This is a genomic window from Pseudomonas asplenii, from assembly GCF_900105475.1.
GTDB lineage: Bacteria > Pseudomonadota > Gammaproteobacteria > Pseudomonadales > Pseudomonadaceae > Aquipseudomonas > Aquipseudomonas asplenii.
The window spans coordinates 5,187,288-5,209,813 of record NZ_LT629777.1 but is presented as its reverse complement, the minus strand read 5'-3'; the positions used below and the strand labels follow the sequence as shown (position 1 = coordinate 5,209,813).

The window sequence follows — 22,526 nt, the reverse complement described above, 5'->3', positions numbered from 1 at the left end:
GACATCCCTGGAGACCGATTCGACCATGCGTGCATTTTTCAAACGTTCACTGACTGCCACAGGCCTGGCCCTGACTCTCCTCGGCGCGGCGGCGCCACTGGCCCAGGCCTCGCCGGACCAGCAGTTCTTTCCGTTGGCCACCTACCGGGTCGGCGCCTACGCCTCCAGCGGCGTGCAGGTGTGGGCCGGGATGATCGACTACCTCAACTACATCAACGAGGTCGAGGGCGGCATCAACGGCGTCAAGCTGGTGTGGCAGGAGTGCGAGACCGAATGGACGGCCGAGAAGGGCATCGAGTGCTACGAGCGCTTCAAGAATGGCCTGGACGGCGCGCCGGTGGCGGTCTACCAGCCTAACGGTGCGCCGGCGGCCTATGCCCTGAGCGAGCGCGCGGAAGTCGACAAGATCCCGCTGATCACCCTCGGCTACGGCCGCACCGAAGCCACCGACGGCAAGGTCTTCCCCTACAACTTCCCGGTGATGCTGACCTTCTACAGTGAAGCCTCGACCCTGGTGAACTACATCGCCCAGCGCGAAGGCGGCTTCGACAAGCTCAAGGGCAAGAAGATCGCCACCGTCTACCACGACTCGGCCTATGGCCGCGAAACCCTCGGCCCGCTGAAACTGCTGGCGGAAAAGTACGGCTTCGAGAATATCCAGATTCCGGTCGCCGACCCGGGCAACGAGCAGTCCGCCCAATGGCGCCAGATACGCCAGCTCAACCCGGACTGGGTGTTCCTGCGCACCTGGGGCGTGTCGACTCCGGTGGCGGTGAAGACCGCCGCGCGCTTCGGCTTCCCGGTCGACCATATCATTGGCGACATCTGGGCCAGTTCCAGCGAAGACGTGCTGCCGGCCGGCGCCGCCGCCAAGGGCTACCTGGCGCTGACACCGTACCCGGCGGGCACGGATTTCGAGATCCACAAGCGCCTCAAGCAATACATCCTCGACAAGGGCAAGAGCGACCTCAAGGACCTCAACAACTTCGGCAGCGTCTACTACAACTCAGGCTTGGTGAACGCCGCCATCGCTGTGGAAGCGATCCGCACCGGGCAGGGCAAGTTCGGCAAGCGGCCGTTGCATGGCGAAGAAGGCCGCTGGGGCCTGGAGCACCTGAACATCGACGATGCGCGGCTCAAGGCCATGGGCTTCTACGGTCTGATGCAGAACCTCAAGCTGTCCTGCAGCGACCATGAGGGCGGCGGTTCGGCGCGGGTGCAGCAGTGGGATGGCGCGCACTGGAGCCTGGTCAGTGACTGGATCGCCGCCGACCGCGCGCTGCTGCGCCCACTGATCGACGAGAAATCGGCGGCCTTCGCCAAGGAAAAGAACCTGACCCCGCGCACCTGCGCGGCAGACGAGTAAGCCATGGGCCAGCCAGCGATTGAAGCGGGCGCCGCGCCGCTGCTAGGGGTCGATGACATCGAGGTGATCTACGACCGCAGCATCCTCGCGGTGTCCGGGGTGTCCCTGAGCGTGGCGCGCGGCGGCATCGTCGCCTTGCTCGGTGCCAATGGCGCCGGCAAGAGCACCACCCTCAAGGCCATCTCCGGGCTGGTGCGCGCCGAGCGCGCGCAGGTCACTCGCGGCAGCATCCACTTCCAGGGCCAGGACAGCCTGGCGGTGGAGCCCAGCCAGCGCGTACGCGACGGTCTGGTGCATGTGCTGGAAGGACGCCACGTATTCGGCCAACTGACCGTGGAGGACAACCTGCGCAGCGGCGGCTTCGTTCGCGGTCTCAGCCGACGCGAGCTGCAGGATGACCTGGAGCGTATCTACGCCTGGTTCCCGCGCCTGAAAACCAAGCGCAAGACCCAGGCCGGGCTGACCTCCGGCGGCGAGCAGCAGATGGTCGCCATCGGTCGGGCGCTGATGACCCGGCCGACTTTGGTCTTGCTCGACGAGCCATCCATGGGCCTGGCGCCTATTATCGTGGAAGAGATTTACGAAATCGTCGCGCAACTCAACCGCGAGCAACAGATGAGCTTCCTGATTGCCGAACAAAACATTAACGTAGCGCTGAAATACGCCACCCGTGCCCATGTGCTCGACACCGGCCGAGTGGTGCTCAGCGGCACGTCGGACGAATTGCTGGCCCGGGGCGACCTGCAGGATTTCTACCTGGGCAAGCACTGACAAGAGAGCGAAGAATGAGTGAAATCCTGAGCGGACAGGCGACGCACGCCATCGCGCCAGTAGCGGGGCCGGCTGACGTCGTGATCGTTGGCGGTGGCTTGAGCGGCGCCATGCTGGCGGTGCAGTTGCTGCGCCTGCCGGGACGGCGTCGGGTGCTGATCGTCGAGCCGCGTGCCGAACTCGGCCGTGGCGAGGCCTACAGCGCCACGGAACTGGGCCATACCTTGAACGGCAATGCCGCGCGGATGAGTGTCGACCCGGACAACCCCGATGATCTGCCCCAGTGGCTCGAAGCCTACATCGCCCAAGGCGGCTGGCCCGAATCGGATCAGCAACATGTGCCGGTCAGTGAGTTGTTCATGCCTCGCGGTCTCTTCGGCCTCTACGTGCAGCAGCGCCTGGCCGAGGCGCGGGAGCAGGGCGCAGCCTGGGGCTCGACCGCCGAGCATGTGCATGGCGAAGTGGTCGACTTGGTGACAGACAGCGATGGTGCAAGCCTGACCCTGGCTGATGGTCAGCAACTGCACGCTGCCCACGCAGTGTTGGCGACCGGCATGTTCCCGGCTGCGCGCACCCGCCAGAAACAATCCAGCGGCCTCAACGCTGCCGCCGTCGATCCCTGGGATGTCGCCGCCATATCGCGCCTCGATCCCCAGGGCACGGTACTGATCATCGGCTCCGGCCTGACCATGGTCGACGCCGTGGTGTCCCTGGAACAGGCCGGCCATCGCGGCCCGATCCGCGTCTTCTCCCGCCACGGCCTGCTGCCCCATGTGCGCCGTCAGCCACCGACTTGGGGCGACTTCCTGGCCGCTGATCACAGCCTGCGCAGCCCGCTGCAACTGTTGCGCGAAGTACGTCGACAGTGCGCCGAGGCCATTGCTGCCGGTATCGACTGGCAAGCGCCGCTGGACACCGTGCGGTCTCATATCGGCCGACTGTGGAGTCAGGCCACTGATGGGCAGCGTCGTCAGTTCGTCCGCCATGTACGGCCCTGGTGGGAAAGCCATCACCACCGCTCGCCACCCCTGAGCGCCGAACTGGTGGAACGCCTGCATGGGGAAGGGCGGTTGACCATCGAGGCAGCATCGCTCAAGGGCTTGGGCGAAGTACGCGACGGCCAGGTCAGCATCACCCTTCGGCGGCGGGGCGAGTCGCATGCCGTGACGGTCAGTGGTGTGGGCCTGATCAACTCTACGGGTATTGAATACGACTGGCGCCGCGTCGACCGCCCGTTGCCGCAGCAACTGCTGGCGCGCGGGTTGATTCGGCCGGGGCCATTGGCCTTGGGTATTGCGGCTGACCCCGGTGGCGCGGTGGTGGATGCCGACGGCAATATTTCGACCCGATTGTTCGCCATGGGGCCGCCATTGCGCGGCATGTGGTGGGAGAGCACGGCGGTGACCGACGTGGCAAGCCAGGCCAAGGCCCTGGCCGCGCGGCTGGTGCAATTGGCGGCGTCAGAGCAGGGCAGAGCCGATCCCGAAAAATAAAAAATATTTAGAATTCAGGGGGTTGCCAGTGTCATTCAACTAGGACATAATGCGCGCCATCAGCACGGACGGCAACGTCGCGATCGCTGAAGAATCAAGGAGTTGCGGCAAGCCTGGCTTGCAAGGGCGCTCGATTCGACCTGAGGCCGAGTAGCAAAATGGTTATGCAGTGGATTGCAAATCCATCTACGCCGGTTCGATTCCGACCTCGGCCTCCACTATTCGAAAGCCCCGTAGACGTAGCGTCTACGGGGTTTTTTATTTGTGTCTGGAAAAGCCGCTTCCAGGACAATTCCCTTTTCAATGCCTGAAGTTTCCTAGAAAATCCTTTCGCCTTGCGCCTGCCGAAACCGGTTAGTTAGTCTTCGTCCATCGCTGCCAAATCAGCGATCGGGCGTGAGAACCCGTTTCAGTAAGCGCATTTCGCGTCAGCCTCATTGCGGGTGTTTTCCACCTGCAAACGCTCCATGGCGGCTGTGCGTGGGCAGACTTCGGTCTGGCCGGTTGCCTACTGTCCGGTATTCTCACCCTGCGTACAGCTGCCACCCTTTGCCGCGTGAGAACGGCAGAAGTTGGCTCCTCTGATATTGACAGGTAGGAGCTGGACCATGGACAAGAAACTGATACCGGACCCACCGGCAGGTGTGTCTGCTGCTGTTGCTGAACGCGTGTTTGCTCACTATGGGCTTGGAGGCGGCAGTGATCCCGTCAAGTCGAGTTGTCTTCCGAAATTACCTTGTCGATCGTTATCGCTCAGTGCTGAAGAGAGGTTGATGGCTGCCTATTCGGTGCTGCAGTCGGCTGCGGCTACGGCTTATGAGTCGACGGACCAGTTGGATGGGGCGAATTGCAAGCTGGCGATGGGCGTGGTGCATCTGATCGAGTTGGCTCAGGCTGGGGTGGATCTGGTTTTGGAGGAGGGGCCTGTTGAGCGCTGACCCATCGTTTCGATTAGAGGAGGTAGCTGATGAGTGCTGGGCTTTCCCCGATTGTTTCGATGCTTGAAACAGAAGAGCAGGCTGCGAGTTATGAGGCATGGTTTCGGGCGAAGGTGTTGCGGTCGCTGGAAAATCCTGGCGTAGGTGTTCCTCATGATGAAGTGGTGGCTCGGATGGATGCCATTATTGAGGCGGCCGGACGGGAACAGAAGTGATCTTTCCGAGGACGGGTGGCGGCTCGGTAGGCCGTGAAAATAAATCTGTCCCCGTTTTTGTCTGTCCCCGTTTTTTCGCTAAAACTACTCTGTAGCAACCAAGAAAAATTTTATCCAAAAGTTGGCGTAGTATCAGTAAAGTCCAGTTTGACGAGGGGTAACTTCAGGGTGTTTTTATTTTTGTCTTTGTGGTCGATTTTGTTTTGATTTAGATAATTATGTGAGGCTAATTTGAGATGGTGTTGTGTTGATCCGAGGTATCCCAGGCTTGGATATACCTCGAATGCTATTTTTCATTTGATTTGAAGCGTTCTTGTTATATTTTTGAATAGGCTTTTATTATAATTGGTTTCCTTGAAGTTAAGCTGGTTAGTGCATAGTAGTCTCTCACAGCTGATGATTTTGATAAGTAGTGAACGCTTATTTCGCATTCGCTATTGCTCCACTTAGGATGCAGGCCAAAGCAGTCTGTGCCACTCGAAAATGATATCTGCAAACGATGTCCTAAATGGATATGGCGATCATGGGTGTCGACACAGTTTTTTAGATCAGGGTAGTAGCACTTAACATTTGCGTGTGGGCGTATTTTTTTTATCCTTTTTTGTGCTGCGTCAGCGGTGATAGGACTCGATGCGCTTCGGTCGAAATCACTAATAATAGTGATGTCAGCATTTTTGTGACAATATTTTAAGATGTTTTCAAATAGGCAAAGTGAAGAATTTTTGATGTATCGGTCATAAATTAAAATGTTTTTTTCCTTAGCGAAAAAATGCCTAATTATAGCGTGTCTATATGTGGTTTTGGAGTTTAGCAAAGCATTGAAAATGATTGCGTTGCCGGGCATGTTATCGATTTCTAAAGGTGATTTAGTATCATTTATTTGAATTCCGTAATCTTTCGCTTTTTCAATGAGTGACTGGTTTTTATTGGGGGATATCAGATAGTGTCCGTTAAAGAAAGCAGCGGCTACGTAAGACTGATCAACGTCAGAGTGATCTAGTTCATAGGTCTGCATTTCTTCAGTAGAAATAAGTCTAAATCTACTAGGAGTGCTAAATAGACGTGTCAGCCAGTCCTTACCCAGTCCAGCACCATCTTTCAGGACTTTTGAACTATAGTCGTCAATGATCTTCTCGTTGATCGCTAATATTGATGGCCTTAAAATATCTTCAAGCTCTGCGCGGGCACCCGAAAATGCAAATAATATAGCTTCGGAGTCAATTGCAATTCTCATTCGAATGCTTCCGTTTTGCGTTCTATATTTTCCGCATTCATCGCTGATAGTTTGTTTTTCAAGATTTGGCTAGATATTTGATAACTTTCGTCAAAAAAGCCTTCTGGCCATCCACCCTCTATTTCTCCCCATTGGTTGAGGGTCATATTGGTGATTTTGTCTTCTCTGTGAAAGTAATAGATCTTCACATTTGAAGCTTTTAAGCCTTTTTGATGATCTAGCTCATGGTTGCTTATATTAAGCTGTAAGCCTCTGAGTAAGTGCTCGCTATGGGTTTCTATGATGAACTTCACACCGCTTTTAGACGCTTCGGTTACAAACGTAGAAAATGCAACTTGTGCCTTCGGGTGTAGGTGGAGTTCTGGCTGTTCTATTATGAGTGTATCGCCAGGCTCCATAGCACTAGCTTGTACAAGAATTGGTAGAACTTGAGAAAATCCGAAGCCGACATCGGTAATAGAATCTATCCGGCCCGCGTGCTTAACCTTTAGTCTGACCACATCTTCGCTTGGCTCTACAGAGATTTCATATTCTGGAAAAATATATTGGAACCAGCGGCAAAATTTTTCATATCGAAGTTTATGAATTTTTGATTTGGTTTTGTCTTGTTGAGATTTTTTATACAGGTATGACAGTACCAAAGGTGTGAGTTCACCTGTAGGCCCTACTTCCGAAGTGTGGGAAGTTAGCTTGTAGCTGCGGAGAGGTGACATGCGAAGCGGACCAAGATAGTGGACTCGAGACAAGAATGCGGCAGACTCTCGAATAGCTCGCTCATATATCCGGAGCTTCATAAAGGCATTATCTTTATGTTTCTTTTTTTCGTTAGTTTGGCTGATGCTAAGACGCTGGTCAAAATTAACTTCTGTTGAGGTATTGACGCCGGATAGTTCTTCTCGCATCCAGTCGGGTGAATGATCGGGCGAGCCGAAGTATGACCGAAGTGCCAATCCGTCGACAGTAAGGTTGTAATGGCTACGAGTTTTAGGTTTTGAAATCTTTACAGATGTGTAGCAAGGAGCGATTGGTCCCGTTGTGCTTCCCTTCGAACCATGGTTAATTAGTTCGGTCAGAAGTACTTTGGAGTCTAAGGGAGTTGTGGTCTCATGAAATGAATGAATTTTTGCTTGGCTAGTTGCGCTGTCGTATTCGTACGTGAATTTTTGTTCGGTTATATGTCTGGCTTTACTATGCCTTCTGAGTTTGAAATCGTAAGGACTATAAAGATGGCTTTGCAATGAGATGCTAAACTTATTTTTGACGTTGTGGTCTTTTATATAGTCTTTATAAAGCCCAAGATCAACTAGCTCCCCCTGCGCATTCCAGCTTTGATATTTGTTGTTTTGTGAAAAAGTCTGTACAAGGCCTAGTATTGCCCTTAGTGCCGAAGATTTCCCAGAACTGTTTTCTCCATAAATAAGCGTAATGGGGCAAGTTAAGTCTAGAGTTATATTGCTAAACTTCTTGAAGTTCTCGATTCGTATGTGCTGAATGCTCAATATTAAAACTCTTAGAGTATTTGTTTATTGGCGTTCTTGCGAAAGCCAAGTCCTTTTTAGCTAACTTTGTACTTTTTTGAATTTTTGTTTGTGGCGGATGGCCAGCACGACGTTACCTAAAAGCTCATGGGTTTGGCAAGGTGTAAAGCATGCTCGGCGAATGAGACTGATGCTAAAGTCTACCGTTAGCATGGTCTACCGTATCTGTGGTTCGTACGAATCAATGATGACGCCATTGTTTTCCAATGCACTTAGGCTCTGCACAGAAACGCGGACGGATTTATTTTTTCAGCTCGGCAGGTCGTGAAAATAAATCCGTCCCCGTTTTGCTTTTATGGATGGCCTTCAGAGTGGTCAAATGAGTCGACGCAGGGGCAATTTGCCATTCAAAATCCCGCTTGGCTTGATGACAAAGGCGTGCAGAGCCCCTGTGGCGCTCAGTTTTTGGTTATCGATGCTTCGAAGGTACAATGGGTAGAGTTTGATCAAGCGATGGAGGACGAAAAATGACCAGCAAAGCGCCTCAGCCAATGCCGACACCTGCACGCAGCGGCGTTACGCAGGATGGTAAAAATCCACCACCATCACCCAGTGCTATTGTTAGACCCACTGCGCCATCTGCACCGCCTCCGCCCAAGAAATAAGATCGGGCGTTAACTGGCGTTCCATCTATATAGCCCGGTCTCTTGCTGGGCTTTTTTGTATCTCGCCTAGAGGTAGCGCATCGGCGTTACTCAAGCCTGACAAGGCTAAAGTGAAACGGCCCTCCTAAAAATCTCATATTTCCCACGTGATTCAGGCGTGGGAGAATATTGTGTGCGCCACACGTCATGGCTACAGTCCAGACATCGCTGAAAATTCAGCGATACGGGTTTTGCAGCTCGGATACGGAGGCGCACAGCGCCGCGAAAGCGGCATTTCTATGCTCGTGTCATGGCGAGCTGTGCGCAGGAGGCTTCGGCCTGCCGGTTCCTCTGTGCCGGTCTGCAAACCTGTGTACGGCTTGCCACCCTTCGTTTTGCAGCGGGGGTGACAAGTTCCTTTTCTCACAGAGGAGCTTTATGCAATGACCAAGAAACTTACCCCCGATCCACCTCCAGCGCACGACGCTGCCAACGACTTTGCTCCCTGCGAACTCGAACCTCTCACGTTCACCCGCGCCAAGCCTGTCAGCTCTGAATCTCCCGGCAAGCCGTCGTTGTTTGCGATCCAACAGGGCGTCAATGCCCATGAAGCGCTGGCTCACGTTTCGCGCTTGCTGGAGTCTGCGCAACTCAACGGCGACGAACTCAGTCTGCATACGGATCCCTTCGAACGGGCGCTGTTCTGGAGCATGCTGCATTCGGTGGAGATGGCGCGGGCAGTCGTGGATGCTTTGTTGGACGGTGCACCCGCAACAGACCTAAATACGCCCAATAGCTGATCTGATCCAGTGGAAGACTGGAGCGGATTTACTTTTATCAGCACTGTGGATGGTTAAAATAAATCTGTCCCCGCCTTGTTCAGGTTCCGCCGGCAAAGGAGGACACGTCGGCAAATGTGGGAATGGTGGTGCGGCAGGTCCTGGCGGTACACCAGGCGCCGATAGTGCCCCGGGCGTTGATGGTGCACGGGTTCCCAGCGATCCGCCTGATAAAAAATCAAGCAGCTGACTACTCGCAATAAATAGTTGGAAGTGGAAACGGGGACTGATTCATTTCATGGGTTCGACGGGCCGCGAAAGCAAATCTATCCCCTTTAGTCGGTATCTTGGGCGGGAAAGTGATGCGCTCAGTTCAAGCACGATACTCATTGTTCATCGCTACACCCCAGCCCCTGTCGTTGTACTTTTTCGTCATTCAGGCTCTTGCCTGTCCTGGTCATGATCCGGCTTTGCAATTGCTTGAGCTCTGCGCCTGCGAGGCGCTTGCAGGTATTGATTTCCCAGACGTCACCGGTGGCCACGCTCACCGAGAATAATCCCCAGTATTCGGTGGCTCCTGCCTTGGGATCGTTGTAGCCCAGGCTGAAGTCGAAATACCCGGGATGAGGTGGGTTGCCATTTTCATCGGCCAGGTCGCCGTCGATGAATACCCTGGGCCTGCCCAGTTTGTAGTCCTCATTCTTGAGTGCCACTTCCAGCACCTGTTGGGCTTGCTCGCGGCTCAGACCTTGCGGGTTGACCTGACCAGCCTGTAATGCCGGCGCAGAGCAGGCCGGGAGCGTGACGCAAGCCAGGCCCAGGGTAAGCAACCATGAAGTAGTCGTCTTGATCAGCATGCCAGGCGTCCTTTGACCGCAGTGATGATTTGTGCGAGGTACTTGGCAAATCCGTCGCGTCCTCCGGTAGCTGCGCTGCCAGTATTGAAGCCGATCTTCACCAGAGCCTGGGCAAAATCCATCGGATCTTTCTTTCCTCTGACCGCCGGGCCATAGCGGGTGGCGAACGATTGGGCGCATTGCTGAAAGGAAGAAAACTGCGCCACCTTGATTTTGCTATTGCCCATCGGAGCCTGCGAGCCGATCTGCAAGGGCGCTGGCGCGTGCAGGGAGAAATAATTGTTCAGTTCCCGGGCTATGCGTCCGCTGCCGTACTGGCTCTCCTGGGCAGCGAGTCCGAGGATGTTTTCTACCGGCATGTCCAACTGATCGGCAATCGGTTGGCAGGCTGCTTTGTGTTTGCTGATGAATGTTACGGCGGAGATGTTGTTGCAAAGTGCGGCGCTCAAAAGTCTTCCCTCATATGATCGGCCTATTCCATGGGCCCTTGGCGAGTATAGAGACTGTGCTTCGTTGACGGGAGCATGGGCGCGAAGAGGAGGCCGAGCTTTCGAGTGATCTCGGAACCGTTCACCGCAAAGCCGTGCGAATAGCGACAAACGGCGCTAAACTTGCGTCATATGTCGCACATGGAGGATATCCCATGCCTACCGCCGAAGCCCGCACCGACAAATCATCACCGCCCACCCGCAGGCCTACCGAGTACCTGCTGCGCAACGACATGGACCAGCTCAGTTCAGTGATGGTCTACCGCCTTACCATCAAAGGCTTTGCGCTGAAAGACGTGCAGGACATGCTGTCGCTCTCCGATCTTTTTTCCAACAAAAAGATCATGAGCCGCATCGTTGGAAAATCTATCAGGACGCTCCAGCGCCAAGGTACCCGGCAACCAGCCCTGCTCAATGCCCAACAGAGCGCCGTAGCATTCCAATATGCCAAGGTGCTTGAGCATGCCATCACCGTGTTTGGCACTCAAAAACTGGCCGAGGAATGGCTCGGGCGTCCGTGCAAGTACCTGGACGGCGACGTGCCCCTGGACGTGATCGACAACCCGGTCGGGTTTCAGGCCGTCGAGGATTACCTGGAGCGTGTCGAATACGGTGTGTACCAGTGAATCCATTGCCATGGTCTGGTTCATGGCACGCTTGGCGCCTTGATCGCGAAGTTTACAAAGGCAGTTGGGATAGCGGTATCGGTGCCCAGAAGATGGGAGGGCGGTGGAACCCTCCGGGGCGTAATGTAGTGTACGCATCGGCTGATCCATCGACCGCCATTCTCGAAGTGGCAGTACATGCAGGCTTCGACGCACTGGACACTGTGCCGCACGTTCTGACCTGTTTCGAAATTCTCAACCCTGATCTGATTCATGTCGTGCAGCCGGAGGACGTACCGAACCCGGTGTGGCTGTCGAGCGCCAGCGCATCACCGAACCAGCAAAAATTCGCTGACGCCTTACTGGCAGAACATCCCTTTGTGCTGATCCCATCTGCTGTCACCCGCCATTCATGGAACCTGCTCGTTAGCTGCGATCTTGCCGACGGCTACTACCGGCTGATCGCACAAGAGCGCTTCGGCCTGGATACTCGGCTGATCAAGGCCTGACAGAGGGTGGGGGGCAAGCCACGATTTTTCAGCGGCCGAGAAACGAGTTGATAATCGTGATCTGCCTCTACATCTACAGGGACTGAGCTGGTTTTTGCAACTGAGGGTGCTGGCTCGACTGGAAACGGGGCAGATTTTTTTCAGTGCGGTAGTTTAGGAAAATAAAGCTGTCCCCGCTCTCCTGGCCCCGGCTCTCCTGCATACTGCCAACACTCATGACATTGACTGATAAATAGCCAGCGTCACAGACCCGTAAAGGTGATGGGAATGTTCGACTTCTGCCTGCTCACGAAAAGCCAACTCGTTCGGCCTAGACCTTTGTGCCTGTTAGTGGCTTTGACGCTGTATGTACCTTTGTCAACCGCCCATGCAGCAGACAAGCAGCCCAATCTGGCAGACTCAAGCGCGACAAAAGACAGTTCTAAAATGAACGATATTCCACCACGCCTCCAATGGACAGCAAACTACGGCTATTGCGGTGAGACAGCGCTTATCAGTGCTGGGCTCTACTACGGCCAATACGTTTCCCAGTTCGATACTCGCGAAATCGCCAGCCCGAATGTCAACCAATCCAAACGGGGTAGCCAGCTCCTACTGGGAGTTAACGATGGAGCTACCGCTGCTCGGATGCACTTGAAGTCTGTCGAGTGGGACAGCGTTACCACGCCGAATGCAAATAAATTCCTGGCATGGGTCAAAGGCAATGTGCTGTCCGGCTATCCGGTCATCATTGGTGTTTACGAAAACCTTTCCAGATTCGAAGACTCCGAAGATGAAAATGCAGGTGATAATGAGTACGACCATATCGTTCCCGTCATCGGTGTTTCGTCGACAGGGCCTGCCAGCCAGTCGGCTGTCTATCACGCCGATGACATCATTACGTTCAGCGATAATGGCCTTTGGTCGCCCGATGGACAACCCGCATACCTTTATCGCTTTGAGTTCGGAGCATTTCAGTCGAGCCGCCAAGAGGCCAATAATGAAACGCGACCGGTGTATTCCTTGCCTCGCGGCGGAAAAAACTATGGTGTGGCCATTACCGGGATAATCGACCAGGACGGGAAGACTCTGCCGGTTCGTCTGACTACCGATGTGAACGAAGAACTGCCCGCCATGGGCGCTGGTTCGAATACTCGCCCAGCATCTGCCAAGGTAAACCTGACCGCCACGGTGTCGGGGCTCACTCCTGGCGTAACGTACACCTTGTACCGATACGATAGCTTCGACAAGGTGCCTGAGTCGGCCTTTAACAAACGAGCATCAATGGCGGACAAACAGTGGGAAATCAACATTAAAACGGGGTCGACCTACGTGTTGAAAGAAACAATACGTTCAGATCAGGTAGCTGTATATCGAGCCGTTCCAGTTACGGCCCCGTAAGTCACCTACACAGCGTGGGGATGGGAAGTGGGATGAGTGGAGAACGGGGACATGTTTATTTTTAGCGCGGTAGTTGAAGAGAATAAATCTGCTCTGAGCATAAGATCGCAATGACTTTCTTTTCAAAGCTATACGCCTACAAACAATCGCCGGTACGCAGCTCCCTGGAGGACTTCCTGACGGAGCTGCTGGCCCAGTGGCTGCGAATGGCTGATGAAGCTGGCTACACCAGGCGGGCCTTGTCTGTTCTATTCAAGCTCCCTGATTCAGACCATCCAACCGGACCGGTCAGCTGGATGACCCAGCACGCCATTCCAAAAGGCTACGGCAAAGCCAGTGGCCGAAAGCCTGACCTGGTAGCGTCCGGAGATGGATTCTTCTTTATTGTCGAGAACAAGGTAGCTGCTGGCTTCACTTCCCACATTGATGAGGAGTCCGGCTACGAAACCCTGCAATTGGATCTCTACCAAACCTACCTCGATGCAAGAGCCAGCCGCGGGATCGTCGAGAAGGGAGGGCTTTGCCTGCTGACCTTCGCCACACCCCCTCCAGCGGACTGGAAGGGAGCGGTGTGCTTTTGGAGTGAGCTGCATAGCCTGCTGCGAACTGATCTGGCTGCTGGGACGATCTTGAGCAGTTCTGCCTTCGGCTTTTTTACCATGGAATTACTCAAGTTTCTGGAGGGTCACGGCATGGGCAGCATTGACCTGCATGAGGGCGACATGATCGCTGTGCCGGCCATGCGTCGGTTGGAAACCGCGTTTGGCCAGTTGAAGGCGCTGGCTGTTCGAGAGTCAACCAGGCTGCTGAGCAGTCCCCAGTCCGTCAATCACTTGCAGCCATGCGGCGACCGTAAAAGTGATCGAAACAGTTTTGGCGCACCTTGGTTCTACGGCGAGGTGTTGACTAATGAAGGGAAGGGCTTCAATGAGTCCGCATTCGTTGCCTGGGCAGGTGTCATGGTCGATAGTGTCGATTGGATCGATCCTCTGGATCGGGATATCCCTGAGTTCACGGTCGGCCTTGCCGTATGGTGCGATGAAGCTTCTTTCGATGGGCCCAGCGAAAGCATCAGGAACGCCTTTCAAGCTGCTGTTGTGCAGCGATGCCCCGGGACTTGGGAATGGCAACGATTGGAGCGGCCCACCTATGGTCCCGTGATGATTTTCTCAGCTCGTGTGCCGTTCACGGACGCTTGGCGGCAAGCGCAGACAATGAGCTGGAATGACTGGTCGGCCGAATATTTCCGTACCCACCTGAGTGCCCTGTTTGCGGCTCTGCATGATAGCCACGAAGAGCAGGCTTTCGTGGAAACGCTATCCAGCTGGATTCACCAATCCTGAGTAACTTACAGACGATGTCGGTACCTGGACAGGCGAACTGCACGTCAATATCTATGGTCAAATGACCCACACCAACGGCCACCAGGAAAAATGGCATGGACCATCGCGAGCAAAGTGAGGCACACGAAGAGCGATTGCAGCAGGCGATTGCAGATCAGCTCGGCATTACTGCGGAAGAACTGGACGAGTGGGTCGTATCGGAGGATGGAGAATATACTGACGACGACGTGTTAGTCGTCCAATCCGTCGAGTTTCCCAAGAATACGCCATCGCGCATTCTGGCTCGGGTTGGCCTTCCGCAGGAAGGGACGAAAGTGAAACACTTGAAACCGATCAGAGCTGACAGCTTTGATGATGTCGCTCCCGGCCCGCAAGGCGCAGAGGGGATAGCACCTTTGCGGGACTCCAGCGTATCGGCGGATAAGCCGCCCGTGTTTCCCAAAATGATGAAGTGGCTATTTATCAGCTTGGCAGTCGCCGTGGGGGCCGCCGCGGCAACGGTTGCATGGATCCTGCACTCTTTAGGGCCGATGCCTTCTTTTGGCTAGTTACAGGTGGCCCCAGGTGGATATCTTGACTGGCTCTGGGCACAAGATGGCGTCAACGCTTGGCGAGTTCCGGAGGGGGTGACCATCCTCCTCCCAAGGCACGGAATACCGCTATCGCTGCTCGAGTGGATTCCGCTTGAGCCTGCGCCCTTGCGTCCGAAGCGCGCAGAAGTTGCTGGTCAGCGTTCAGCACATTGATGAGACTGGCAGCACCGCTCTGGTAGGCAGCAAAGGACGATTGTCTCGCTCGCTTGAGTGATGTTTCACCTTGTTCGAGGTTATCGGTCTGCGCCTCTCGGTTGACCAACGCCGACAAGGCGTTTTCCACGTCCTCTGAAGCGAGCAGTACCGATTTCCGGTAGTACGCCAACGCTTCAGCCTCTTGCCCCTTGGCTTGATTGATCTGCGCGTTAATACGGCCAAAGTCAAAGAGCCGCCATTTCAGGCCCAGGAACGCCGCCGACTGATTGGCAGTACCTGAGAAAAACTTCCCGCCGGAAGTAGCGGCACTGCCCGCTAATGCACCTAGCGAAAATTTTGGATAGTACTCACTGATCGCACTGCCGATCAAAGCATTGGCCGACATGAGCCGGCGTTCGGCGGCTATTAAATCAGGCCTGCGCCGGAGCAACTCGCCGGGTGCGCCGATATCAATCAATTGAGGTGCGCGGGGGATGGGCGAATTACTGGAAAGCTCCACTCGATGTGTGCCGGGTGGGCTTCCAAGCATCACATCCAGGGCATTCAAAGCGGCATCTACACCCGTACGTAGAGCCGGAACACTGGCTTTGACTTGCGCGAGTTCGCCTTCAGTCTGGCGAACTTCATAATCGGCAGCGAGCCCGTTCATATTGAGCAGTTTAACCTTGGCCAATAGCTCTTGCTGGGTCTTGACTTGTTCTTCAGCAATCGCAAGCCGGGTTTGAAGTCCCCGCAGCGTCGTGTAGATGTCAGCAGTCTGGGCTGCAACGGCGAGACGAGTGGCAATCGCGCCGGCTTCGGACGCTTGGTACTGCGCAAAGGCTGCTTCCCGATTGCGCCGCAAGCCGCCGAACAGATCAATGTCCCAGCTTGCGTCAAGGTTCAGCTCATAGCTGTTTCCGTAACGATCATAGCCTGGGGTCGAGTTGAGCACCTGACCCAAAGGCGTCTCGACGGATTGATATGAACGGGCCGCTTGACCGCTCACGCCGGCGCTTGGCGCGAGGGTCGCGTTGGCAAAACCCAAAGCGGCCCGCGCCTGAGTAACCTGAGCTTGAGCCTGAGCCAAGTCCAGATTCTGCTTAAGCGCTTCGGTAACGTATCGGGCCAGTAACGGATCTGCGAATCCGTCCCACCACGAATCAAGGATGACAATCGGTTTTTCTGACCGCTTGGCTATGTCCGCTTTACCTACGTATTGGTCTGCCAGCGGAGCGTCGGGCTGTTTATAATCGGGCCCGACCATGCACCCTGCAGCCAGGCTGGCGCTCAACACAAGAGCAATCGTTCGATAGGGTGGCATGATGATTCTCGTCTCTACACAAGTTGTGACCATATTACAGTTTGGTCACATACTGTCAATCAGATCCCAAGCAGGGTACGCTTTGAGCATGACTACACATTCCCCCACCCCTGCCACTCGCGGCCCAGCGGATCATGACGTCCGAGACCAAGTGATCAACGCTGCGATGGAGCATTTCGCCCACTACGGGTATGAGAAAACGACGGTCTCCGACCTGGCCAAGAGCATTGGCTTCTCGAAGGCCTATATCTATAAATTCTTCAACTCCAAGCAAGCTATTGGAGAGGTCATTTGTTCCAATCGGCTGTCGTTGATCATGCAGATCGTCAGCGATTCCATTGCTGATGCGCCTACGGCATCGGAGAAGGTGAGGCGTCTATTTCGCTCGATTTCAGAGGCTGGAAGCGATCTTTTCTTTCATGATCGAAAGCTGTATGACATCGCCGCAGTCGCATCGCGTGATCAATGGCCGTCCGTGATGGCGCACGAGGCACGCATCCGGCAGGTCATCCAGGAGATTTTGCTGGAAGGCCGGGAGAAGGGGGAGTTCGAGCGCAAAACCCCTCTGGACGAGGCTACCCAGGCGATTTATCTGACGCTCAGGCCATACGTCAATTCTGCCCAGTTGCAGTACAACCTGGACACTGTTCAGGAAGCGGTCGTGCTGCTGCCCGCGTTGATCTTGAGAAGCCTGGCGCCATAATTCTGATTTGTGACCATTGACAGTATTGGTCACTAGAATAAGAATGGGATTCCTACATAGCTCTATGAGTAAGGGATCCCATGCGCCTCAATCCCGTCGCATTCGCCATTTGTGCACTTCCTCTCGTCCTCGTGGCATGCGGCGATTCGTCCGCTCGCAAAGACCCTCGTGACAAACCGCCTTTAGTCAAAACGGCCACGGTGGAAAATTCCTTTGTGGCTGCTCGCTCATTCACCGGAATCGTGGCCGCCAGGACGCAGAGCGACCTCGGCTTCCGGGTCTCCGGCAAGATACTTGAGCGTCTGGTTGATACCGGCGAGACAGTAAAACGCGGCCAGCCTCTGATGCGCCTCGACCCTGTAGACCTGAAGCTACAAGCCCGAGCGGGACTGGACGCTGTTGAATCGGCCAGAGCTCGCGCCAGACAAACGGCCGACGATGAGGCCAGGTATCGCGGCCTGGTCGCTGAAGGTGCCGTTTCGGCATCGGCCTACGATCAGATCAAAGCCGCAGCAGATGCCGCAAAGGCTCAGCTGAGTGCAGCCCAGGCTGAGGCTGACGTGGCGAGAAATGCCACTGAGTATGCCGCCTTGTTGGCCGATGCTGACGGTGTTGTGATGGAAACGTTGGCAGAGCCAGGCCAGGTGGTCAGCGCAGGGCAACCTGTGGTGCGGTTGGCAAGGGCAGGGCAGCGGGAGGTCATTGTCCATCTCCCGGAAACGCTGCGCCCAGCGGTGGGTTCGGTCGCTCAGGCCACCCTGTATGGCAACCCCGGAAATACCGTGCCCGCCAGGCTACGTCTTCTCTCCGAAGCAGCCGACGCCACCACGCGAACCTTTGAAGCCAGGTATGTACTTGCAGGTCCGCTAGCGAACTCGCCGCTTGGTGCAACAATCACGCTGAAAATTGAGCAACAAAGCTCGGGATCAGAGGTACGTCGGGTGCCCGTGGGAGCACTTTACGATCCCGGCAATGGGGCGGGCGTCTGGGTCATCACCGGCGAGCCTGCAAAGGTCTCATGGCGGCCCGTTCAGGTGCTTACTGTCAGCGACGAGGCTGCACGGGTAATCGGCGAGCTGAAACCGGGTGAACAGGTCGTTGCATTGGGCGTGCATCTTTTGCAAGAGGGTGAACAAGTACGGACTGCACAGGCGGTTTCCGCTCAAACAGCGGGGAAACAGCCATGAGCGAGCGCCGTTTCAACCTTTCCGCGCTGGCGGTACGCGAGCGCTCTATCACGCTCTTTCTCATCTTGCTGATCGCGTTCGCAGGTACCCTGGCATTCTTCAAGCTGGGTCGTGCAGAAGATCCACCGTTTACCGTCAAACAGATGACCATTGTCGCAGCGTGGCCGGGTGCGACAGCCCGGGAGATGCAGGAACTCGTCGCCGAACCATTAGAGAAGCGCATGCAAGAGCTGCGCTGGTACGACCGTACTGAAACCTACACTCGGGCAGGTCTTGCCTTCTCCGTGGTCTTTCTGCGAGACAGCACCCCGCCGTCTCAAGTCCAGGAAGAATTCTACCAAGCACGAAAAAAGCTGGGCGACGAAGCCAAGACTTTGCCTGCTGGCGTCATTGGCCCAATGATCAACGACGAATTTTCGGACGTTACATTTGCGCTGTATGCCTTGAAGGCCAAGGGAGAACCTCAGCGTCAGCTGGTACGTGACGCCGAATCGCTACGCCAGCGTCTGCTGCACGTTCCGGGGGTCAAGAAGGTCAATATCCTGGGAGAGCAGGCGGAACGGATCTTCGTATCCTTTTCTCATGATCGTCTGGCAACCCTGGGCGTCACACCACAGGATATCTTCGCGGCCCTCAACAGCCAGAATGCACTGACACCGGCCGGCTCGGTTGAAACCCAAGGGCCGCAGGTAGTGATACGTGTGGAGGGTGCCTTCGATCAGCTTGCGAAGATCCGTGAGACGCCTATCGCCGCACGTGGACGGATTCTGAAGCTGTCCGACGTGGCAGAGGTGGCGCGCGGTTATGAAGACCCCGCTACGTTTCTTGTCCGAAATGGCGGAGAGCCTGCACTGCTGCTGGGCATTGTGATGCGGGAAGGGTGGAACGGCCTCGACCTGGGCAAGGCGCTCGATGACGAAACGACAAAGATCAACGAGGGCATGCCTTTAGGCATGACGCTGAGCAAAGTCACCGATCAGGCAGTCAATATCAGCTCATCCGTCGACGAGTTCATGATCAAGTTCTTTGTCGCGCTGCTTGTGGTCATGCTGGTGTGCTTCATCAGCATGGGCTGGCGGGTCGGGGTCGTCGTAGCGGCTGCCGTGCCGCTGACACTGGCCATCGTGTTCGTGGTGATGGCTGCGACGGGCAAGAGCTTCGACCGTATCACTCTAGGCTCTTTGATTCTGGCTTTGGGTCTTCTAGTCGATGACGCCATCATCGCAATTGAAATGATGGTGGTGAAAATGGAGGAGGGCTATGACCGCCTCAAGGCTTCGGCGTATGCATGGAGTCACACTGCCGCGCCAATGCTCAGCGGGACACTTGTCACTGCAATCGGCTTCATGCCCAACGGCTTTGCTCAATCGACAGCTGGCGAGTACACCAGCAACATGTTCTGGATCGTCGGCATAGCCTTGATTGCGTCCTGGGTTGTCGCAGTGGCTTTTACACCCTACCTGGGGGTCAAGCTGCTGCCAGCTATCAAAACGGTGGAAGGTGGTCACGCCGCTATCTACAACACCCGCCACTACAATCGATTCCGTTCACTGCTCGCTCGCGTCATCGTCCATAAATGGCTGGTAGCGGGCGCTGTTATCAGCGCATTCGTGATAGCGGTCCTCGGTATGAGTCTGGTCAAGAAACAGTTCTTCCCGACCTCCGATAGGCCTGAAGTTCTGGTGGAACTGCAGATGCCCTATGGTACCTCAATCGAGCAGACTCATGCCACTGCGATCAAGGTTGAGTCGTGGCTGCGCAAGCAAGCTGAAGCGAAGATCGTGAGTTCTTATATAGGCCAAGGCCCACCCCGTTTCTTTCTGGCGATGGCGCCTGAACTTCCAGATCCTTCCTTTGCAAAAATCGTCGTGCTCACCGAGAGCCAGGAGGCCCGGGAAGCCCTCAAACATCGCCTGAGAGAGGCAGCTTCCGAAGGTTTGGCGCCCGAAGCGCAATTACGCGTGACGCAACTGGTGTTCGGTCCTTATTCCCCATTCCCCGTGGCTTACAGGGTGATGGGGCCTGACATTTCGCAACTGCGTCAGATCGCTGCTCGCGTTCAAGATGTACTGCAAGCCAGTGCGATGATGAAAACGGTGAATACCGATTGGGGCCCGCGTGTACCCACTCTTCATTTCTCGCTGGATCAGGATCGCTTACAGGCCGTTGGCTTGACCTCTAATGGCGTCGCCCAGCAACTGCAGTTCCTGCTCTCAGGCGTGCCCATCACTTCGGTACGTGAAGATATCCGCTCAGTACAAGTGGTAGGCCGAGCGGCGGGCGATGTGCGTCTGAACCCCTCAAAAATCGAAGACTTCACTCTGATTGGGGCTGCCGGTCAGCGGATACCGCTGTCGCAAGTCGGGGGAGTCGATGTACGCATGGAAGACCCGATACTGCGGCGTCGTGATCGCACCCCTACGATCACAGTCCGTGGTGACATTGCCGAAGGGCTTCAGCCTCCGGACGTATCCACGGCGGTATGGAAAGACCTTCAGCCAATCATCGAGACGCTGCCGGCGGGTTATCGGATCGAGATGGCAGGCTCCATTGAAGAGTCGGGTAAGGCGAGCCAGGCCATCGTGCCTTTATTGCCCATCATGATCGCGCTGACCTTGCTGATCATCATCCTTCAGGTTCGCTCGATTTCGGCCATGGTGATGGTATTCCTGACCTCACCTCTGGGCTTGATCGGGGTAGTGCCTGTGCTGTTGCTGTTCGGGCAGCCGTTTGGGATCAATGCCCTGGTCGGCCTGATCGCGCTCTCGGGCATCCTGATGCGCAATACGCTGATATTGATCGGGCAAATCCACCTTAACGAAAGCGAAGGTCTTGACCCGTTCAAGGCCGTGGTTGACGCCACGGTACAACGGGCCAGACCCGTGTTGCTGACAGCGCTCGCGGCCATCTTGGCGTTCATCCCGCTGACCCATTCAGTGTTCTGGGGCACGTTGGCCTACACGCTAATCGGCGGCACGTTCGTTGGCACCATCATCACCCTGGTGTTTCTCCCAGCGATGTACTCCATCTGGTTCAAGATCCGACCAGAACCTCAAAACACCTCCACTAAAGCCTGACGCTTCGTGTCTACCAACCCTGGCCCCAGCGTATACAAGCCCAGCCCCTGGTTTATCCAGGGGATGCTGTTGAATCAAGAGAGAACATCATGAGCCCCATTTCGAATCAAAAGCGTATCGTGATAACCGGCACCGGGATCGTCAGCCCCCTGGGTTGTGGTGTGGAGCAAGTTTGGCGTCGGTTGCTGGCGGGGCAGTCCGGTATTCGTCAATTGTCAGCTGACATTGTCGAAGGCACTGGCGTCGCCGTTGGCGGCCAGGTGCCGACGTTCGAGGAGGACTCAGTCGCCGGGTATCAACCGGAGCTGATCATCGCCCCCAAAGAACGCAAGAAAATGGATCGGTTCATCGAGTTTGCACTGGTCGCTGCTGCTGAAGCACTCCAGCAAGCAGGTTGGCATCCAGAAACCAAAGCGCAGAAGATGAGAACCGCCACGATCATTGCATCAGGTGTGGGTGGTTTTGGAGCGATTGCCGACGCGGTGCGCACTACCGATTCACGCGGCCCTCGCAAGTTGTCACCTTTCACGGCTCCCTCATTTCTGGCGAACATGGCAGCAGGGCATGTTTCCATTCGCAATGGTTTCGAAGGGCCTTTAGGGGCGCCAGTGACGGCCTGTGCAGCCGGCGTACAGGCCATCGGCGACGCGGCTCGGCTGATCAGGAGCGGCGAGGCCGATATTGCCATTTGCGGCGGGACGGAAGCGGCTATTGATCGGGTGACCCTGGGCTGCTTCGCTGCGGCCCGTGCCTTGTCCACGGGATTCGCCGATAAACCGCAAGAGGCTTCGCGACCCTTCGATCAGAGCCGTGACGGATTCGTTATGGCTGAAGGTGCAGGTTTACTCGTCATCGAGTCACTTGAGCATGCCATGGCACGCGGAGCCACTCCTCTGGCTGAACTCGTTGGCTACGGAACCAGCGCCGATGCATACCATCTCACCGCAGGCCCCGACGATGGCGACGGCGCCAAACGTGCCATGCAAATGGCCTTGCAGCAGGCGGAGGTACAACCTGAAGAGGTACAGCACATAAACGCACACGCCACCTCTACTCAGGTAGGAGACAAGGGCGAACTGGCCGCGATACGCGCAATCTTCGGTAGCGACAGGACGGTGGCTATCACATCGACCAAGTCCGCCACCGGCCACCTCTTGGGTGCTGCAGGTGGGATCGGGGCGATTTTCACTGTCTTGGCATTGCGCGACCAAATCGCGCCGCCGACTCTAAACCTGGTCCAGCCGGATGAAGCGGCGGCGGGCCTGGATTTAGTCGGGCTTGAGGCCCGCAGAACGTCCATGACGCATGCCCTCTCTAACGGTTTTGGGTTTGGCGGCGTTAATGCGAGTGTGCTGTTCCGTCGGTGGGAGGGCAGGCTATGAGCCTGCCTTTCAATGCGCTATTCAC

20 protein-coding genes and 1 tRNA gene are annotated in these 22,526 nt (G+C 55.7%); 16 read left to right on the top strand and 5 right to left on the bottom strand.

Annotated elements, in window-relative coordinates:
- Positions 1-25: 25 nt before the first annotated feature.
- The 6 genes from BLU37_RS23010 to relB all read left to right on the top strand — a co-directional run bounded on the left by BLU37_RS23010 (position 26) and on the right by relB (position 4,783).
- Positions 26-1,366, top strand: a complete 1,341-nt coding sequence (locus BLU37_RS23010) for an ABC transporter substrate-binding protein (protein WP_090209253.1) — start codon at positions 26-28, stop codon at positions 1,364-1,366.
- Between the two features lie 3 nt (positions 1,367-1,369).
- Positions 1,370-2,137, top strand: a complete 768-nt coding sequence (locus BLU37_RS23005) for an ABC transporter ATP-binding protein (protein ID WP_090209251.1) — start codon at positions 1,370-1,372, stop codon at positions 2,135-2,137.
- A gap of 14 nt (positions 2,138-2,151) precedes the next feature.
- On the top strand, positions 2,152-3,630 hold the full coding sequence (locus BLU37_RS23000; protein ID WP_090209248.1) for an FAD/NAD(P)-binding protein: 1,479 nt from the start codon (positions 2,152-2,154) through the stop codon (positions 3,628-3,630).
- A 144-nt stretch (positions 3,631-3,774) separates the two neighbouring features.
- Positions 3,775-3,848 (top strand) — tRNA-Cys (locus BLU37_RS22995).
- 390 nt (positions 3,849-4,238) lie between these two features.
- Entirely contained in the window at positions 4,239-4,568 is a 330-nt protein-coding gene (locus BLU37_RS29135; protein WP_157696406.1) for a DUF6124 family protein, read from the top strand.
- A gap of 29 nt (positions 4,569-4,597) precedes the next feature.
- Positions 4,598-4,783 (top strand): type II toxin-antitoxin system RelB family antitoxin, encoded by a 186-nt coding sequence (relB, locus tag BLU37_RS22990; RefSeq protein ID WP_090209245.1) that lies wholly within the window; start codon positions 4,598-4,600, stop codon positions 4,781-4,783.
- Between the two features lie 316 nt (positions 4,784-5,099).
- On the opposite strand, the gene BLU37_RS29130 is transcribed toward relB, so the two are convergent.
- Together BLU37_RS29130 and BLU37_RS22985 are read right to left on the bottom strand one after the other, a co-directional pair.
- Entirely contained in the window at positions 5,100-6,017 is a 918-nt protein-coding gene (locus BLU37_RS29130) for a hypothetical protein (protein ID WP_157696405.1), read from the bottom strand.
- Positions 6,014-7,516: a DUF3696 domain-containing protein gene (locus BLU37_RS22985; protein WP_157696404.1), complete on the bottom strand. Its 1,503-nt coding sequence runs from the start codon at positions 7,514-7,516 to the stop codon at positions 6,014-6,016. The genes BLU37_RS29130 and BLU37_RS22985 overlap by 4 nt, the downstream gene beginning before the upstream one ends.
- A gap of 1,066 nt (positions 7,517-8,582) precedes the next feature.
- On the opposite strand from BLU37_RS22985, the gene BLU37_RS22975 reads away from it, so the two are divergent.
- On the top strand, positions 8,583-8,939 hold the full coding sequence (locus BLU37_RS22975) for a hypothetical protein (RefSeq protein WP_090209236.1): 357 nt from the start codon (positions 8,583-8,585) through the stop codon (positions 8,937-8,939).
- A 365-nt stretch (positions 8,940-9,304) separates the two neighbouring features.
- On the opposite strand, the gene BLU37_RS22970 is transcribed toward BLU37_RS22975, so the two are convergent.
- Together BLU37_RS22970 and BLU37_RS22965 are read right to left on the bottom strand one after the other, a co-directional pair.
- Positions 9,305-9,775 (bottom strand): hypothetical protein, encoded by a 471-nt coding sequence (locus tag BLU37_RS22970; RefSeq protein ID WP_090209231.1) that lies wholly within the window; start codon positions 9,773-9,775, stop codon positions 9,305-9,307.
- Positions 9,769-10,224, bottom strand: a complete 456-nt coding sequence (locus tag BLU37_RS22965; RefSeq protein WP_010448130.1) for a glucosaminidase domain-containing protein — start codon at positions 10,222-10,224, stop codon at positions 9,769-9,771. The genes BLU37_RS22970 and BLU37_RS22965 overlap by 7 nt, the downstream gene beginning before the upstream one ends.
- Positions 10,225-10,418: 194 nt before the next feature.
- On the opposite strand from BLU37_RS22965, the gene BLU37_RS22960 reads away from it, so the two are divergent.
- The 5 genes from BLU37_RS22960 (at position 10,419) to BLU37_RS22940 (ending at position 14,648) form a co-directional block, all read left to right on the top strand.
- Complete coding sequence (locus BLU37_RS22960) at positions 10,419-10,889, top strand: antitoxin Xre/MbcA/ParS toxin-binding domain-containing protein (RefSeq protein WP_010448132.1); 471 nt, start codon at positions 10,419-10,421, stop codon at positions 10,887-10,889.
- Positions 10,886-11,377 carry an RES family NAD+ phosphorylase gene (locus BLU37_RS22955; protein ID WP_090209228.1) on the top strand — a complete coding sequence of 164 codons (492 nt, stop codon included), beginning with the start codon at positions 10,886-10,888 and terminating at the stop codon, positions 11,375-11,377. The genes BLU37_RS22960 and BLU37_RS22955 overlap by 4 nt, the downstream gene beginning before the upstream one ends.
- Positions 11,378-11,644: 267 nt before the next feature.
- Positions 11,645-12,757, top strand: a complete 1,113-nt coding sequence (locus BLU37_RS22950) for a hypothetical protein (protein ID WP_090209225.1) — start codon at positions 11,645-11,647, stop codon at positions 12,755-12,757.
- A gap of 110 nt (positions 12,758-12,867) precedes the next feature.
- On the top strand, positions 12,868-14,100 hold the full coding sequence (locus BLU37_RS22945; RefSeq protein WP_090209223.1) for a hypothetical protein: 1,233 nt from the start codon (positions 12,868-12,870) through the stop codon (positions 14,098-14,100).
- 95 nt (positions 14,101-14,195) lie between these two features.
- Positions 14,196-14,648: a hypothetical protein gene (locus BLU37_RS22940; RefSeq protein WP_090209221.1), complete on the top strand. Its 453-nt coding sequence runs from the start codon at positions 14,196-14,198 to the stop codon at positions 14,646-14,648.
- Positions 14,649-14,700: 52 nt separating this feature from the next.
- On the opposite strand, the gene BLU37_RS22935 is transcribed toward BLU37_RS22940, so the two are convergent.
- Positions 14,701-16,152, bottom strand: a complete 1,452-nt coding sequence (locus BLU37_RS22935) for an efflux transporter outer membrane subunit (RefSeq protein WP_090209218.1) — start codon at positions 16,150-16,152, stop codon at positions 14,701-14,703.
- Between the two features lie 88 nt (positions 16,153-16,240).
- Here BLU37_RS22935 and BLU37_RS22930 point away from each other — a divergent pair, with 88 nt between their 5' ends.
- The 4 genes from BLU37_RS22930 to fabF all read left to right on the top strand — a co-directional run bounded on the left by BLU37_RS22930 (position 16,241) and on the right by fabF (position 22,501).
- Positions 16,241-16,855 carry a TetR/AcrR family transcriptional regulator gene (locus BLU37_RS22930; RefSeq protein ID WP_090210994.1) on the top strand — a complete coding sequence of 205 codons (615 nt, stop codon included), beginning with the start codon at positions 16,241-16,243 and terminating at the stop codon, positions 16,853-16,855.
- Positions 16,856-16,935: 80 nt separating this feature from the next.
- The gene (locus BLU37_RS22925) at positions 16,936-18,042 is read left to right on the top strand and encodes an efflux RND transporter periplasmic adaptor subunit (RefSeq protein WP_090209216.1); all 1,107 of its coding nucleotides are present in this window, start codon (positions 16,936-16,938) and stop codon (positions 18,040-18,042) included.
- Positions 18,039-21,119, top strand: a complete 3,081-nt coding sequence (locus BLU37_RS22920; protein WP_090209213.1) for an efflux RND transporter permease subunit — start codon at positions 18,039-18,041, stop codon at positions 21,117-21,119. Before BLU37_RS22925 ends, BLU37_RS22920 begins: the two co-directional genes overlap by 4 nt.
- 89 nt (positions 21,120-21,208) lie before the next feature.
- A complete protein-coding gene (gene fabF / locus BLU37_RS22915) occupies positions 21,209-22,501 on the top strand; it encodes a beta-ketoacyl-ACP synthase II (protein WP_090209210.1) in 1,293 nt (430 codons plus the stop codon).
- Positions 22,502-22,526 lie beyond the last annotated feature (25 nt).

What these genes read in the sequence shown, in the direction of transcription:
- BLU37_RS23010 (WP_090209253.1), top strand. Translation starts at nt 26, where the DNA reads ATGCGTGCATTTTTCAAACGTTCACTGACTGCCACAGGCCTGGCCCTG.
- BLU37_RS23005 (WP_090209251.1), top strand. Translation starts at nt 1,370, where the DNA reads ATGGGCCAGCCAGCGATTGAAGCGGGCGCCGCGCCGCTGCTAGGGGTC.
- BLU37_RS23000 (WP_090209248.1), top strand. Translation starts at nt 2,152, where the DNA reads ATGAGTGAAATCCTGAGCGGACAGGCGACGCACGCCATCGCGCCAGTA.
- BLU37_RS29135 (WP_157696406.1), top strand. Translation starts at nt 4,239, where the DNA reads ATGGACAAGAAACTGATACCGGACCCACCGGCAGGTGTGTCTGCTGCT.
- relB (WP_090209245.1), top strand. Translation starts at nt 4,598, where the DNA reads ATGAGTGCTGGGCTTTCCCCGATTGTTTCGATGCTTGAAACAGAAGAG.
- BLU37_RS29130 (WP_157696405.1), bottom strand. Translation starts at nt 6,017, where the DNA reads ATGAGAATTGCAATTGACTCCGAAGCTATATTATTTGCATTTTCGGGT.
- BLU37_RS22975 (WP_090209236.1), top strand. Translation starts at nt 8,583, where the DNA reads ATGACCAAGAAACTTACCCCCGATCCACCTCCAGCGCACGACGCTGCC.
- BLU37_RS22970 (WP_090209231.1), bottom strand. Translation starts at nt 9,775, where the DNA reads ATGCTGATCAAGACGACTACTTCATGGTTGCTTACCCTGGGCCTGGCT.
- BLU37_RS22960 (WP_010448132.1), top strand. Translation starts at nt 10,419, where the DNA reads ATGCCTACCGCCGAAGCCCGCACCGACAAATCATCACCGCCCACCCGC.
- BLU37_RS22950 (WP_090209225.1), top strand. Translation starts at nt 11,645, where the DNA reads ATGTTCGACTTCTGCCTGCTCACGAAAAGCCAACTCGTTCGGCCTAGA.
- BLU37_RS22945 (WP_090209223.1), top strand. Translation starts at nt 12,868, where the DNA reads ATGACTTTCTTTTCAAAGCTATACGCCTACAAACAATCGCCGGTACGC.
- BLU37_RS22940 (WP_090209221.1), top strand. Translation starts at nt 14,196, where the DNA reads ATGGACCATCGCGAGCAAAGTGAGGCACACGAAGAGCGATTGCAGCAG.
- BLU37_RS22935 (WP_090209218.1), bottom strand. Translation starts at nt 16,152, where the DNA reads ATGCCACCCTATCGAACGATTGCTCTTGTGTTGAGCGCCAGCCTGGCT.
- BLU37_RS22930 (WP_090210994.1), top strand. Translation starts at nt 16,241, where the DNA reads ATGACTACACATTCCCCCACCCCTGCCACTCGCGGCCCAGCGGATCAT.
- BLU37_RS22925 (WP_090209216.1), top strand. Translation starts at nt 16,936, where the DNA reads ATGCGCCTCAATCCCGTCGCATTCGCCATTTGTGCACTTCCTCTCGTC.
- BLU37_RS22920 (WP_090209213.1), top strand. Translation starts at nt 18,039, where the DNA reads ATGAGCGAGCGCCGTTTCAACCTTTCCGCGCTGGCGGTACGCGAGCGC.
- fabF (WP_090209210.1), top strand. Translation starts at nt 21,209, where the DNA reads ATGAGCCCCATTTCGAATCAAAAGCGTATCGTGATAACCGGCACCGGG.